Here is a 14908-nt window from a genome sequence, read left to right as displayed (position 1 = left end):
GGGTTCCACTCCGATCAACAGGAAAGCCGGCTGCGAAGCCGGCTTTTTCTTTTTACGAGTGAGGATAGTGCTTCACCCGGATGGGTGACCGCTGCTATCAAGTCAGGAAATGCCCTCCTGCCATAACGGTAATATTTGCAATTCCCCATGAGCGAGTCGGATCATTTTGAACCCCTGATCGACCGCATCTACGAGGCGGGGCTCATTCCGTCGCTTTGGCCGGCTGTGCTCGGCGAACTCGGTGCCGCGATCGGCGGCAACGGCGGCTTTCTGTTCGGCGTGCGCGACGGCTACACGAGCGCGGTCAATTCTGCCGAATATGACCAGCTCATGCCCGTGTTCTGGAGAGACGGATGGAGCGAGCGCGATCCAAATCTGCCGCGCGCCATCGCCCTCAATCATGCGGGCTTCGTCACCGACTATGACCTCCTTTCGGAGGAGGAGATTGCGACCAACGACGTCTACTGCAACTTCTACCGCAAATACGGCATTGGCTACCGCGCCGGGACGATCATTCCGATGCCGACCGGCGATTCAATCGCGATCGTGATGCCGCGGCATCAGGATCACGGCCCGGTGCCGCAACAGGTCGTCGATCTGCTGGACGGGCTGCGGCCGCATCTGGCCCGGGCCTCCCTTGCAGCAAACCGCATTGGCTTCGAGCGCGCCCGTGCCCAGGCTGACGCGTTGCAGGTGCTTGGCCTGCCGGGCGCAGTGCTGCGCGGGCGCGGCAAGGTGTTCGCGGCAAACGGCTTGTTCGAAGCGCTTGTCCCTTCGCTGTTTCAGGATCGTATCGAGCGCGTAACGGTGACGGATGTCACGTCGGACGTGCTGCTTGCAGAGGCGCTCGGTCAGTCCCTTGCCGGCGGCCGGACCGTCAAGTCGATACCGATCGCCGCGACGGCGGACCGCGTGCCGATGGTATTGCATGTCGTCCCTGTGCGGGGCGATGCACGCGATATTTTCACGCAGGCCACTGCGCTATTGGTGGTGACGCCGGTCGATCGCGCTGCGGTGCCGACGGCGGAAGTCCTGCAAGGCCTGTTCGACCTGACGCCGGCGGAGGCGCGCGTGGCGCGGGGCATCGGCCAGACAGTAACCATCGATGCGCTTGCGAATGCGACCGGCGTCAATCGGGAGACCGTGCGCAGCCAGCTCAAGGCCGTGCTATCGAAGACCGGCCTGTCACGCCAGCAGGAGCTTGTCAGTCTGCTCGCCGGCAAAGCGTTTCGTGGCGGATAGACAACCTTGCCGCGCAGCACTGGAGTGGAAACGGCCGACCGCGCCGCTGCCAGCATAGTGCTTCCGCAAGAATACGGTGAGAAGACAAAAGGCCGGCGCAAGCCGGTCATTTTGCTGCTTTCTTTCATTGCTGCGTTGCGAGGACCTGCTTTGTTCATCTTCCCTTCAGGGTGAAAAGCGCCTTTGCTAATGTGGACTAGACCGGCTGCTTTCCTAAGGGCAGGGGGAGCCGGAGGGGCGACTGGAAAGACATGTTGGATCTTGCAATTGTGGGCGGCGGCCCAGGCGGCTTGATGAGCGCCTGGTACTTGAAGAAAAAGCTCGGCGATCTCTGCCGCGTCACGATTTACGAGGCGTCCGACCGTGTCGGCGGCAAGATCGTCTCGCGCAAATTCGATTCCGCGCCGGCGATGTATGAGGCAGGCGTCGCCGAAATCTACGATTATTCGATGACCGGTCCAGATCCCTTACGGGAACTGATCCAGCATTTCGGTCTGCAGACGATTCCGATGGATGCCGAGCTGGTGCACCTTGACGGCGAGTTGCTCAACGACGTCCGGGGGATGCGCCGCAAATATGGCGAGAAGACCGCGGCTGCGATCGAGGCGTTCCGCAAGCGCTGCGCCGACATGGTGTCGCCGATCGAATATTACGAAGGCGTCGGCGCCCACGACAACGAGCATCCCTGGGCCTACATGACCTGCGAGGAAGTGCTCGACAAGGAAGTCGACGATCCCACGGCCAAACGTTTCTTCAAGGTGATGGCGCGTTCGGATATCGCAACCGAGGCCCACAATACCAACGGGCTGAATGCGCTGAAGAACTTCGTGATGGATATCGACGGCTATATCGGCCTGTACTCGATCCAGAACGGCAATGAGCAGTTGATCGAATGCCTGCGCTCGGAAGTCGATGCCGACATCCAGCTCAATCACCGCGTGCTGAAAGTCGGAAAGACCGCTGCCGGCCGCTATCAGCTCAACATGATGAACGGGAAGGGCCCCGAGACACGGGATTTCGATCTGGTCTTGATGTGTCTGCCGCATTCCTGGCTCGCCACCATGCGGTGGGACGGCGAGGAACTGCGCAAGTCGATGGTCAAGCACGTCGCCTATTTCGACCGTCCGGCGCATTACTTGCGGGTCTCGATCCTGTTCGACGAACCGTTCTGGGGCGAGAAGATCCCCGGCGCCTGGTTCATGTCGGAAGCGTTCGGCGGCTGCTGCATCTACAACGAGGGCGCCCGCCACGACGTCGGCCGGCACGGCGTGCTCAACTGGCTGATCGCGGGATCGGACGCGCTGGCATTTGCCAATCTCAGCGACGAGGAATTGATCGACGCCGCCATCAAGTCGCTGCCGGCTTCGTTCGGCAACGCCCGCGATCATTTCCTGGAAGGCAAGATTCACCGCTGGCTGTCGTCGGTGAACGCGCTGCCGGGCGGTATGCCGGTGCGTGACGTCATGACTAACCACCGTCCGGAACCGAAGCAGCATCCGGGGATTGTGGTGGTCGGCGATTATCTGTTCGATTCGACGCTCAATGGCCTGCTCGATTCCTCCGACGCCGCCACCGATATCGTTCTGACCGAGATGATGCGGCTGCGCCGCGCGCGTGCGCAACAGGGCGAGGTATCGCTCGACAGGATCGATCGCAGCTATTTCGAGAATTACCGCGGCCTAGGCCCCTACAGCGAAGTCTGGAGCCGGTTTACCGATCCGGACTATCTGACGGAACTGATCAAGATCGTCTGGAGCAGGGCCAAGGGCTACAAGCTGCTCGTTGCTGGCTCCGCCAGCGGCGAACTGGTCGGCGCGCTGCGCGAGCGCGGCATCGATGCCTGGGGTATCGAAAACAACAAGGCGATCCACGCCAAGACGCCGAAGGCGCTGAAGAAGTTCAACAAGCTCGGCTCGATCGTCGACATGCCGTTCAGGGGCGACGAGTTCGACTTCGTGTTCGAGACAAGCCTGTGTCATGTCGCCGAGAAGCAGGTCCCGCGGGCGGTGCGCGAACTGAACCGCGTCGTGAAGACCGGCCTGGTGTTCGGGTCGGTGACATCGGACATGGCGCCTGCACTGATCGACCGTTACGACCTGTTGCGCGGCGTGAAGAAACTCGGCACCTGGTGGGAATGGTCTGAACTATTCTTCGGCAACGGATTCGACCTCTCGATGCACCGGCGCGATTGCACCGATGCGGTATGGGCAGCGACGCTGGCTGCCAACAAGGGGCCGGGGCAGTGGTATGCCGACGCCGACAGTCTGCGCTATTCGTTTTTTGACAAGGTCGAATCAGACGATTGAGCTCCGACTGGTTATGTTGAGCGTGACCGCTGAAGCAGAGCCGGTCATGCCAAATGTTTGCCGAATTGATCCCGATCGCATAGAATCGTTGCGGTAGCGCTCGCCGCTGCCGCCTTCGATTTGCGGTCATGCCGGCCGTGCAGCATCGGTTGGTTTCATGGCGCCCAAGCCTCCGTCCTCGGATGATCAGAATCCCGCGCCGGCGGACGATCCCGAGCTTGCGAAGAAGCTCGCGGCCCGGGCTGCGGCTGCGCCCGTTGCCGGTGGTAAGGCGGCCGGCATCTCCCCCGGCGCTGACAAGGACGACGAAGAGGACGAGATAGAGCTCGACGATGATGATGATGACGAGGATCTCGTCGTTTTCACCGCCAAGGAAGCCGCCGGCGCGCTGGCGACCATCTACGGCTTCGTCAAGCCGTATCTGGGCAATTACAGGAAGCTGCTCGTCTTCGTGACCTTCGGCGTTCTCGTCGAGACACTGTTCAACGTCATCATGCCGTTGAGCCTGAAATTCCTGATCGACGATGCGCTGGGCGAAGAGGATTTTCAGGCGCTCTACAAGATCCTCGGCGTGCTCGCGGTCGCCGGTATCATCACTTCGATCATCGCGGTCTGGTACGAGCGCTGGGATGCGCGGCTGGCGGCGTGCATCATTGCCGATGTGCGGTCGCGGCTGTTCGAGCATGTCCAGAACCTGCCGGCGTCGTATTTTGCCCGCACCAAGCGCGGCGAAATCCTCTCGCGCTTCTCAATCGACCTCGCCGCCTTCGAGGGCTCGGTCAAGACGTTCGCCAACAGCGCCGCTTTGCCGTTCCTGGAATTGGTCGCCGGCATCATCCTGATGCTGTTTTTGAACTGGCAGCTCGCGGCGGTCGCCCTCCTGGTATTCCCGATCACGCTGATCGGGCCGCGAATCCTGACGCCGAAGGCGGTGCAGGCGAATTACGAGCAGAAGCTCAATGAAGCAGCACTGCTCGGCACGGTGCAGGAAAACGTGGCTGCGCAGGCCGTGATCAAGGCGTTCAGCCTGCAGCGCCGCACGCTCGGCTGGTTCACCCTGCGTAACCAGGAAGTCCGCATCAAGACGGCGTCCGCCGTGTTCCTGTCGACCATGGTAGAGCGCACCGTCACCATTTCGGTGCTGTTGCTGCATCTCGTGGTGCTGGCGATCGGCGCCTATCTCGCCACCAAGGGCCAGATCACCATCGGCACCTTCGTCACCTTCGAGAGCGCATTCTGGGAGGTGTCCTACAACATCGCCCATCTGATGCACTTCATCCCGGTGTCGATCCAGTCGGCGGCAGCGGTGCGGCACATCCAGGAACTGCTGGATGAGCCGACCCGCGGCGCCGATCGGCCGGGCGCGCCGGATTTGCCGCCGATCACCAACGACATCACCTTTGAACGCGTCACCTTCGCGTATGAAGGCAGCGAGACGCCGGTGCTCGACAATTTCAGCCTCAAGCTCGATGTTGGCAAGCGCATCGCGATCGTGGGGCCGAGCGGCTCGGGCAAAAGCACGCTGCTCAACCTGATCCTGCGCCTTTACACGCCGGACGAGGGGCGGGTGGCGATCGACGGCGTCGATATCCGCCGCGTGACCCGCGAATCGCTGCGCGCAAGCATGGCCGTCGTGTTCCAGGAGAACATGCTGTTCAATATGTCGATCCGCGAGAACATAAGGCTTGGCAAGGAAGGCGCCACCGACAAGGAGGTCGAGGAAGCCGCGCGCAAGGCCGAGATTCACCGCTACATCATGAGCCTGCCGCAGAAATACGACACGCCGGTCGGCGAGCGCGGCGACACGCTATCGGGCGGCCAGCGCCAGCGCATCGCGATCGCGCGCGCCATCATCCGCAATCCCTCGCTGCTGCTGCTCGATGAAGCGACCTCGGCGCTCGACCAGACCACGGAAGCCGCGATCAACCGCACGCTGATGAAGGTGGCGGAAGGGCGCACCATGATCTGGTCGACGCACCGCCTGACGTCGGTGGTCGAGATGGACGAGATCATCGTGATTTCAGGCGGCAAGGCGATCGAGCGCGGCTCGCATGCGCAGTTGCTCGCGGCCAACGGCGTCTATCGCAAGCTCTGGGACGACCAAGGCCATGTGGCGCATAACGCCGCCGCTCAGGCCGACGACGACAACGAAGACGACGATGATGGTGAGGATGACGACTAGTCTAGACTGCCGCGACCGGGAAATGTCAGACGAGAATTGTAATGAAGGTTGTTGGGCGACTTGAAAGCGTTTGGCGTTACCCGGTAAAGAGCATGCTGGGAGAATCCCTATCCGAAGCCTATGTCAGCTTTGCCGGCGTGCTCGGCGACCGGCTCTACGCTGTCCATCATGCGGGCGCGCCCAAGGCCTTTCCATTTCTCACCGCACGAAGCAGGAGGGAAATGCTGCGATTTCGCCCGAGGTTTCGCCGTCCCGAGCTGACGCTTGTACCGGGCAACCTGACCGATGCAGAAACCCGTGGTCCTGGCCTGACACCGCTGTTTCCCTCTAGCGAAGATCTGGCGCTTGAGATCGAGGCGCCGAACAGAAAAACTCTGTCAGCGTCCGATCCGGCGCTACTGGGTCTGATCGGAGGTGATCAGCTCAACGCTTCCGACCTGACCATCATACGCTCGGACCGCGCCATAACGGACTGTCGCCCGCTTTCGTTGCTTGCAACCCAGACGATTGACGGAATTGGCCGCGCGGTGGGCTTGACGCTCGACAAGCGTCGCTTTCGCGAAAACCTCTATGTCGATCTCAATTCCGGTGAAAGCTTTGCCGAAGACGCATTCGTCGGCCGGCGACTGCGGATCGGTCCGAAACTGACGGTTCACATTCTGGAACGCGATATCCGTTGTCGCATGATCAGCATTGATCCGGAGTCGCTCGACGAGAATCCCGAGATTTTGCGGTATGTAGCAAAAAATCATGACGGGACGGCCGGCGTCTACGCCGCTGTGCTGGTGGCGGGTCTGGTTCGCCCGGGTGACGATATCGTTCTCCAGGATTAGTCCGCCGGGACACGCAGGCGCTACAGGTGCAATCGTCGTATCATTCTCCCTGCAGCCCGTAGGGCGGATTGAGCCGAAGGCGTAATCCGCCGCCTTTTTCGCCGATCCAAGCGGATCGAGTGCGGCTCCCGAGCGCAGTTGCGCGCCGCCAACGGCGCATGGGGCGACCAGGGCCATATGGCGCATAACGCCGCCGCTCAGGCCGACGACGACAACGAAGACGACGATGATGATGAGGATGACGACGAGGAGTGAGCAGGGCGGTTTGACCGCGCGCTGACGCGCAGGTAGCCGAATCGCGCGATCCGGTTTTCGCCGTCATGGGTGGCCGAGCGCAGCACCGAATCGGCGATTCCGGTCCGGTAGAGGCGGCCGAGCTGCTCGTCGCCGCTGATTTTTTCGACGCGGAAATCGAATGGATTGACCTGAAGGCGGGTCGATCAGAACGGTCGAAATTCCCGTGCACCCGCGCATGGCGGCCGCGGTCGAACCGGCGAGGCCGCCCCCGACGACCGCAATATCGGTGTCCTTCCGGCTCTGTTGCGCAAGTTTTGCGCCCGGAAAGGCAAATAAATGCTGGGCCGGGAAAAACTGGAACCAGGGAATTATGTTCCGATTGTATTTACCCGGATAAAAATATGCGACTCGACGCGCTCCGAAGAGGGGCAGGGCACCGCCGTTCGGCTTTTCCGAGTTCGCGGCAAACGTCGAATCCGCAGACGCCATAGGCATTTCCAGCGTTCTCGTTTTGCTTGACTTAGCTATCCACCGCTTATAGAAGACGCCCACTTAACGACAGGCGGTGAGCTACGCCAACGTCGGAACGGAACACCCTTTCAAATCCTTATGGGCAATTCCTAAAGGTACTGGACGGGCACCAACCTCGACGAATGCCGCTCAAACGCTGTCGATCATATAGCTAGGCAATGCCAGGACGATTTTAGTTCTCTTGAGCACGTCCTCTTGAGAGTGAACTCGGATGCATGATCTCGGTAGCGGGCCGGACAGCGAACGCTGATCGGTCCTAATTCGCGGTCCTCTGTGGCGTCGAAGCGCTTTCCGCTCAGCGATGGGTGGTTGGCGCGATTTCGTTTTGCGCGAATGTTTTTTCGCGTGAGGCGGGCCGAACGGAACGGCTAGTTCCGAGAAGAATTTGCGAAAGCCATTCAAGGTTTCGCGTGAACTAAAGGGTGAAGGCTGACATGCCGACGATCAACCAGCTGATCGCAAATCCGCGTACGGTACAGAAGTCGCGCAAGAAGGTGCCGGCGCTGCAGCAGTCGCCGCAGAAGCGTGGCGTCTGCACGCGCGTCTACACCACGACCCCGAAGAAGCCGAACTCGGCGCTTCGTAAGGTCGCCAAGGTGCGCCTGACCAACGGCTTTGAGGTGATCGGCTACATCCCGGGTGAAGGCCATAACCTTCAGGAGCACTCGGTGGTCATGATCCGCGGCGGCCGCGTCAAGGATTTGCCCGGCGTGCGCTACCACATCCTCCGCGGCGTCCTCGATACCCAGGGCGTCAAGAACCGTAAGCAGCGTCGTTCGAAGTACGGCGCGAAGCGTCCGAAATAAGCGGGAACAGACACGATGTCGCGTCGCCACTCTGCTGAAAAGCGTGAAGTCAACCCGGATCCGAAGTTCGGGAACGTCATCATTACGAAGTTCATGAACTCGATCATGTACGACGGCAAGAAGTCCGCCGCCGAAAACATCGTCTATGGCGCGCTCGCCATGATCGAGGCCAAGACCAAGCAGGGGCCGCTCACGGTGTTCGAGCAGGCGCTGGAAAACGTCATGCCGACCATCGAAGTGCGGTCGCGCCGCGTCGGTGGCGCCACCTACCAGGTGCCGGTCGAAGTGCGTTCGGTCCGCCGCCAGGCGCTGGGCATTCGCTGGCTGATCACCGCGGCGCGCGAGCGCAACGAAAAGACGATGACGGAGCGGCTCTCGGCCGAGTTGCTCGACGCGTCGAACAACCGGGGAAACGCCGTCAAGAAGCGTGAAGACGTGCACCGGATGGCGGAAGCCAACCGCGCCTTCTCGCATTATCGCTGGTAACGGCGAAGAACGGATTTAAGGAACAGCCCATGCCCCGCCAACATGCCATCGAGGACTACCGTAACTTCGGTATCATGGCGCATATCGACGCCGGCAAGACTACGACCACCGAGCGCATCCTCTATTACACCGGCAAGAGCCATAAGATCGGCGAAGTGCACGAAGGTGCCGCGACGATGGACTGGATGGAGCAGGAGCAGGAGCGTGGCATCACGATCACCTCGGCTGCGACCACCGCGTTCTGGAACGGCAAGCGCCTGAACATCATCGACACCCCCGGCCACGTCGACTTCACCATTGAAGTCGAGCGTTCGCTGCGCGTGCTCGACGGCGCGGTATGCGTGCTCGATTCCAACCAGGGCGTCGAACCGCAGACCGAAACCGTGTGGCGCCAGGGCGACAAGTACAAGGTTCCGCGCATCGTCTTCGCCAACAAGATGGACAAGACCGGCGCCGACTTCTTCAAGTGTCTGGCCGACATCGTCGACCGCCTCGGCGCCAAGCCGATCGCGATCCAGCTTCCGATCGGCGCCGAGAACAACTTCAAGGGCCTCGTCGACCTCGTGAAGATGCAGGGCATCATCTGGAACGATGAATCGCTCGGCGCCAAGTTCGACTATGTCGACATCCCGGCCGACCTCGTCGACCAAGCCAAGGAATACCGCGAGAAGATGGTGGAAGCCGCCGTCGAACTCGACGACGACGCTCTGGCCGCTTTCCTCGACGGCAAGGAGCCGGACGAGGCGACGCTGAAGCGCCTGATCCGTAAAGCCGTGCTGACCGGCGCGTTCTATCCCGTGCTGTGCGGTTCGGCATTCAAGAACAAGGGCGTGCAGCCGCTGCTCGACGCCGTCGTCGACTACCTGCCGTCGCCGATCGACGTGCCCGCGATCAAGGGTACCGACGATGACGGCAACGAAGTGGTGCGCAAGGCCGACGACAAGGAGCCGCTGGCTCTGCTCGCGTTCAAGATCATGGACGACCCGTTCGTCGGCACCATCACCTTCTGCCGAATCTATTCGGGCATCCTGCAGTCGGGCACCGGCGTCATCAATTCGACCCGCGAGAAGAAAGAGCGTATCGGCCGCATGCTGTTGATGCATGCGAACAACCGCGAAGACATCAAGGAAGCCTATGCCGGCGACATCGTCGCACTGGCGGGCCTGAAGGAGGCACGCACGGGTGACACGCTGTGCGATCCCGACAAGCCGGTGATCCTCGAAAAGATGGAATTTCCGGAGCCGGTGATCGAAATCGCGATCGAGCCGAAGTCGAAGGCCGACCAGGAAAAGCTCGGCGTCGCGTTGGCGAAGCTCGCTGCCGAAGACCCGTCGTTCCGTGTGTCGACCGACCAGGAGTCCGGCCAGACCATTTTGAAGGGCATGGGCGAACTCCATCTCGACATCAAGGTCGATATCCTCAAGCGAACCTACAAGGTCGACGCCAACATCGGCGCGCCGCAGGTGGCGTTCCGCGAGCGCGTCACCAAGCGCGCTGAAGTCAAGTACACGCACAAGAAGCAGACCGGCGGTACCGGTCAGTTCGCCGAAGTGTCGATCATCGTGGAGCCGAACGAGCCCGGCAAGGGCTACGAGTTCGAGTCCAAGATCGTCGGTGGCGCGGTGCCGAAGGAATACATCCCCGGCGTCGAAAAGGGCCTCAACAGCGTGATGGGCTCGGGCGTCGTTGCCGGCTTCCCGGTGGTTGACGTCAAGGTTCAGCTCGTCGACGGCAAGTATCACGACGTCGACTCGTCGGCGCTGGCCTTCGAAATCGCGGCGCGCGCGGCATTCCGCGAAGCGCTGCAGAAGGGCAAGTCTGTTCTGCTCGAGCCGATCATGAAGGTCGAAGTGGTGACCCCGGAAGACTATACCGGTTCTGTCATCGGCGACCTGAATTCTCGGCGCGGCCAGATCCAGGGCCAGGACATGCGGGGCAACGCCAACGTCATCAACGCGATGGTGCCGCTCATGAACATGTTCGGGTACGTGAATAACCTGCGCTCGATGAGCCAGGGACGCGCGACCTTCACGATGCAATTCGATCACTACGCCGAAGCACCGGCGAACGTGTCGGCAGAAGTCCAGAAGAAGTTTGCCTGATTGTCGTTGGTTGCAAGCTAACGACTGAACGGAGAGTCAAATGGCCAAAGCAAAGTTTGAACGTACTAAACCGCACTGCAACATCGGAACCATCGGTCACGTCGACCATGGCAAGACATCGCTGACCGCAGCGATCACCAAGGTGCTGGCTGAAACCGGCGGTGCGACGTTCACGGCGTACGACCAGATCGACAAGGCGCCGGAGGAGAAGGCGCGCGGCATCACCATCTCGACCGCCCACGTCGAATACGAAACCAAGAACCGGCACTACGCCCACGTCGACTGCCCCGGCCACGCCGACTATGTGAAGAACATGATCACCGGCGCCGCCCAGATGGACGGTGCGATCCTGGTCGTGTCGGCCGCCGACGGCCCGATGCCGCAGACCCGCGAGCACATCCTGCTCGCCCGTCAGGTCGGCGTTCCCGCGCTCGTCGTGTTCCTGAACAAGTGCGACATGGTCGACGATCCGGAGCTGCTCGAGCTCGTCGAGCTCGAAGTTCGCGAACTGCTCTCGAAGTATGAATTCCCCGGCGACAAGATCCCGATCATCAAGGGCTCGGCGCTCGCCGCCCTCGAAGACAAGGACAAGAAGCTCGGCCACGACGCCATTCTCGAGTTGATGCGCAATGTCGACGAATACATTCCGCAGCCCGAGCGTCCGATTGACCAGCCGTTCCTGATGCCGGTGGAAGACGTGTTCTCGATCTCGGGCCGCGGCACCGTCGTCACCGGCCGTGTCGAGCGCGGCATCATCAAGGTCGGCGAGGAAATCGAAATCATCGGCCTGCGCGACACCCAGAAGACCATCGTCACGGGCGTCGAAATGTTCCGCAAGCTGCTCGATCAGGGTCAGGCCGGCGACAACATCGGCGCGCTGCTCCGCGGTACCAAGCGCGAGGAAGTCGAGCGTGGCCAGGTGCTGGCGAAGCCGGGTTCGGTCAAGCCGCACACCAAGTTCAAGGCTGAGGCCTATATCCTGACCAAGGAAGAGGGCGGTCGTCACACCCCGTTCTTCACCAACTACCGGCCCCAGTTCTACTTCCGCACCACCGACGTGACCGGCGTCGTGCACCTGCCCGAAGGCACCGAGATGGTGATGCCGGGCGACAACATCGCGATGGAAGTGCACCTGATCGTTCCGATCGCGATGGAAGAAAAGCTGCGCTTCGCGATCCGCGAAGGCGGCCGCACCGTCGGCGCCGGCGTCGTCGCCGCCATCATCGAATAAGCGGATAGGGAATGGCGAGTAGCGAGTGGACTGGTTCCATTCGCTATTCGCTGCTCACCACTCGCCCTACGCGACAAAGAAAGACAAACGGCAATGAACGGCCAAAATATTCGCATCCGTCTCAAGGCGTTCGACCATCGAATCCTCGATACGTCGACCCGCGAGATCGTGAACACGGCGAAACGCACCGGTGCCCAGGTTCGCGGACCCATTCCGCTGCCCACCCGCATCGAGAAGTTCACCGTCAACCGTTCGCCGCACGTCGACAAGAAGAGCCGCGAGCAATTCGAGATGCGCACCCACAAGCGCCTTCTCGACATTGTCGACCCGACCCCGCAGACCGTCGATGCTCTGATGAAGCTCGATCTGGCCGCCGGTGTCGACGTCGAGATCAAGCTCTAAGATTTTTTAGCTCGTCCGAATTTAGCGGACAGAAAGAACAGGAAGCACGCCGATGCGCTCCGGAGTGATCGCACAAAAGGTCGGGATGACGCGGGTCTTTACGGAGGCCGGCGAACATATCCCTGTGACCGTGCTGAAGCTGGGCAATTGTCAGGTGCTGGGCCACCGCACGACCGAAAAGAACGGTTACGTCGCGCTGCAGCTCGGTGCGGGCACCCGCAAGACCGTGTATCTGCCCAAGGCGGAGCGCGGCCAGTTTGCCGCGGCCAAGGTCGAGCCCAAGCGGAAAGTCGCCGAATTTCGCGTCTCGGAAGATGCGCTGATTCCGGTTGGCGCCGAGATCCAGGCGGACCATTTCGTGGTCGGCCAGTTCGTCGACGTCACCGGCACCTCGGTTGGTAAGGGTTTTGCCGGCGGCATGAAGCGCTGGAATTTCGGCGGCCTGCGCGCCACCCACGGCGTGTCAGTTTCGCACCGTTCGATCGGTTCGACCGGCGGACGTCAGGATCCCGGCAAGACCTTCAAGAACAAGAAGATGCCCGGTCACATGGGTGTCGATCGCATCACCACGCTTAATTTGCGTGTGGTGCAGACCGACGTCGAGCGCGGTCTGATCCTGGTCGAGGGCGCCGTTCCCGGCTCCAAGGGCGGCTGGATCTCGGTGCGCGACGCCGTGAAGAAGCCGTTGCCGAAGGAAGCTCCGAAGCCCGGCAAGTTTAGGGTTGCTGGCGGTGAGCAGGCTGCTGCTGCGCCGGCCGAGCAGGAGGGCGCGTGAGATGGAACTGAAAGTCACGACCCTTGAGGGCAAGGAAGCCGGATCGGTCCAGCTCTCGGACGCGATCTTCGGTCTCGAGCCGCGCGCCGACATCATCCAGCGTTGCGTGCAATGGCAGCTCAACAAGCGCCAGGCCGGCACGCACAAGACGCAGGGCCGCGCCGACGTCTGGCGTACCGGCAAGAAGATGTACAAGCAGAAGGGCACCGGCGGCGCCCGTCACGGCTCGGCCCGCGTGCCGCAGTTCCGCGGTGGTGGCCGTGCGTTCGGTCCGGTGGTTCGCTCGCACGCGACCGACCTGCCGAAGAAGGTGCGTGCGCTCGCGCTCAAGCATGCGCTGTCGGCGAAGGCCAAGGATGGCGGCCTGATCGTGATCGACAGCGCGCAAGTCAAGGAAGCCAAGACCAAGGCGCTGGTCGGTCACTTCTCCGGCCTTGGGCTCACCAACGCGCTGATCATCGACGGCGCCGAGCTCAACCAGGGTTTCGCGACCGCGGCCCGCAACATTCCGAACATCGACGTGCTGCCGATCCAGGGCATCAACGTCTACGACATTCTGCGTCGTCAGAAGCTCGTGCTGACGAAGGCGGCAGTCGATGCGCTGGAGGCGCGCTTCAAATGAAGAACATCGATCCGCGCCATTACGACGTGATCGTAGCTCCTGTCGTCACCGAAAAGGCGACGGTAGCGTCCGAGCACAACAAGGTCGTGTTCAAGGTCGCCAGCAAGGCGACCAAGCCGCAAATCAAGGAAGCCGTCGAGAAGCTGTTCGACGTCAAGGTGAAGAGCGTGAACACGCTGGTCCGCAAGGGCAAGACCAAGGTGTTCCGCGGCAATTTCGGTTCGCAGTCGGACGTGAAGCGGGCTGTCGTGACCCTCGAAGAGGGCCACCGCATCGACGTCACCACCGGACTATAAGGCGACACAGCGATGGCATTGAAAACATACAATCCGACGACGCCGGGCCAGCGCCAACTGGTGATGGTCGACCGTTCGGCGCTCTACAAGGGCAAGCCGGTGAAGGCGCTGACCGAGGGCAAGCTCGGCAATGGCGGCCGTAACAACACCGGTCGCATCACCGTGCGCTTCCGCGGCGGCGGCCACAAGAAGGCCTACCGCCTGGTGGACTTCAAGCGGAACAAGGTCGACGTTCCCGCCGTCGTCGAGCGGCTGGAGTATGATCCGAACCGCACCGCGTTCATCGCGCTGATCAAGTATCAGGACGGCGAGCAGGCTTACATCCTGGCGCCGCAGCGTCTGGCTGCGGGCGACACGGTGGTTGCCGGCAACTATGTCGACGTGAAGCCCGGCAATGTCATGCCGCTCGGCAACATGCCGGTCGGCACCATCGTCCACAACATCGAGATGAAGATCGGGAAGGGCGGCCAGATCGCCCGTTCCGCCGGCACCTACGCCCAGATCGTGGGGCGCGACCAGGAATACGTCATTCTGCGCCTGAACTCGGGCGAACAGCGCCTGGTGCACGGTCGTTGCCGCGGCACCATCGGTGCGGTGTCGAACCCCGATCACATGAACATTTCGATCGGCAAGGCCGGCCGCACCCGCTGGCTGGGCTGGCGTCCGCATAACCGCGGCGTCGTCATGAACCCGATCGACCATCCGCACGGCGGCGGCGAAGGCCGCACCTCGGGCGGCCGCCACCCGGTCACGCCGTGGGGCAAGCCGACCAAGGGCAAGAAGACCCGTTCGAATAAGTCGACCAATCGATTCATCCTCCTAAGCCGCCATAAGCGGAAGAAGTAAGGAACGCCGGA

13 protein-coding genes and 1 pseudogene are annotated in these 14908 nt (G+C 61.7%); 13 read left to right on the top strand and 1 reads right to left on the bottom strand.

The window, feature by feature from the left end:
- Positions 1-147 precede the first annotated feature (147 nt).
- The 4 genes from IVA95_RS09535 to IVA95_RS09520 all read left to right on the top strand — a co-directional run bounded on the left by IVA95_RS09535 (position 148) and on the right by IVA95_RS09520 (position 6563).
- Entirely contained in the window at positions 148-1242 is a 1095-nt protein-coding gene (locus IVA95_RS09535; RefSeq protein WP_247510259.1) for a helix-turn-helix transcriptional regulator, read from the top strand.
- 251 nt (positions 1243-1493) lie between these two features.
- Entirely contained in the window at positions 1494-3548 is a 2055-nt protein-coding gene (locus tag IVA95_RS09530; protein WP_247510258.1) for an FAD-dependent oxidoreductase, read from the top strand.
- Positions 3549-3705: 157 nt separating this feature from the next.
- Entirely contained in the window at positions 3706-5730 is a 2025-nt protein-coding gene (locus IVA95_RS09525; protein ID WP_247510257.1) for an ABC transporter ATP-binding protein, read from the top strand.
- A gap of 41 nt (positions 5731-5771) precedes the next feature.
- A complete protein-coding gene (locus IVA95_RS09520; protein WP_256470179.1) occupies positions 5772-6563 on the top strand; it encodes an MOSC N-terminal beta barrel domain-containing protein in 792 nt (263 codons plus the stop codon).
- 284 nt (positions 6564-6847) lie between these two features.
- Here IVA95_RS09520 and IVA95_RS09515 read toward each other — a convergent pair.
- A pseudogene (locus IVA95_RS09515) lies at positions 6848-7037 on the bottom strand (FAD-dependent monooxygenase); the annotation flags it as partial.
- A gap of 728 nt (positions 7038-7765) precedes the next feature.
- Between IVA95_RS09515 and rpsL the strand changes: the two are divergent.
- From rpsL to rplB, 9 genes are all read left to right on the top strand, one after another.
- A complete protein-coding gene (gene rpsL / locus IVA95_RS09510) occupies positions 7766-8137 on the top strand; it encodes a 30S ribosomal protein S12 (protein WP_027536823.1) in 372 nt (123 codons plus the stop codon).
- A gap of 15 nt (positions 8138-8152) precedes the next feature.
- On the top strand, positions 8153-8623 hold the full coding sequence (gene rpsG / locus IVA95_RS09505) for a 30S ribosomal protein S7 (RefSeq protein WP_065728814.1): 471 nt from the start codon (positions 8153-8155) through the stop codon (positions 8621-8623).
- 29 nt (positions 8624-8652) lie between these two features.
- A complete protein-coding gene (gene fusA, locus IVA95_RS09500; protein WP_213245509.1) occupies positions 8653-10725 on the top strand; it encodes an elongation factor G in 2073 nt (690 codons plus the stop codon).
- Between the two features lie 40 nt (positions 10726-10765).
- Positions 10766-11956: an elongation factor Tu gene (gene tuf / locus IVA95_RS09495; RefSeq protein WP_213245507.1), complete on the top strand. Its 1191-nt coding sequence runs from the start codon at positions 10766-10768 to the stop codon at positions 11954-11956.
- A gap of 93 nt (positions 11957-12049) precedes the next feature.
- On the top strand, positions 12050-12358 hold the full coding sequence (gene rpsJ, locus IVA95_RS09490; RefSeq protein WP_002712302.1) for a 30S ribosomal protein S10: 309 nt from the start codon (positions 12050-12052) through the stop codon (positions 12356-12358).
- Between the two features lie 52 nt (positions 12359-12410).
- Positions 12411-13133, top strand: a complete 723-nt coding sequence (gene rplC / locus IVA95_RS09485; RefSeq protein ID WP_057843579.1) for a 50S ribosomal protein L3 — start codon at positions 12411-12413, stop codon at positions 13131-13133.
- A 1-nt stretch (position 13134) separates the two neighbouring features.
- Positions 13135-13755 carry a 50S ribosomal protein L4 gene (rplD, locus tag IVA95_RS09480; protein WP_213245505.1) on the top strand — a complete coding sequence of 207 codons (621 nt, stop codon included), beginning with the start codon at positions 13135-13137 and terminating at the stop codon, positions 13753-13755.
- The gene (locus IVA95_RS09475) at positions 13752-14051 is read left to right on the top strand and encodes a 50S ribosomal protein L23 (RefSeq protein WP_028349056.1); all 300 of its coding nucleotides are present in this window, start codon (positions 13752-13754) and stop codon (positions 14049-14051) included. Before rplD ends, IVA95_RS09475 begins: the two co-directional genes overlap by 4 nt.
- A gap of 12 nt (positions 14052-14063) precedes the next feature.
- Positions 14064-14897, top strand: coding sequence for a 50S ribosomal protein L2 (gene rplB / locus IVA95_RS09470; RefSeq protein WP_247510255.1), 834 nt, complete (start codon positions 14064-14066; stop codon positions 14895-14897).
- Positions 14898-14908 lie beyond the last annotated feature (11 nt).

This window comes from Bradyrhizobium sp. 157 (genome assembly GCF_023073815.1).
Lineage (GTDB): Bacteria > Pseudomonadota > Alphaproteobacteria > Rhizobiales > Xanthobacteraceae > Bradyrhizobium.
Note: the sequence above shows the minus strand (reverse complement) of the source record. Positions and strands in the feature narration are given on the sequence as shown.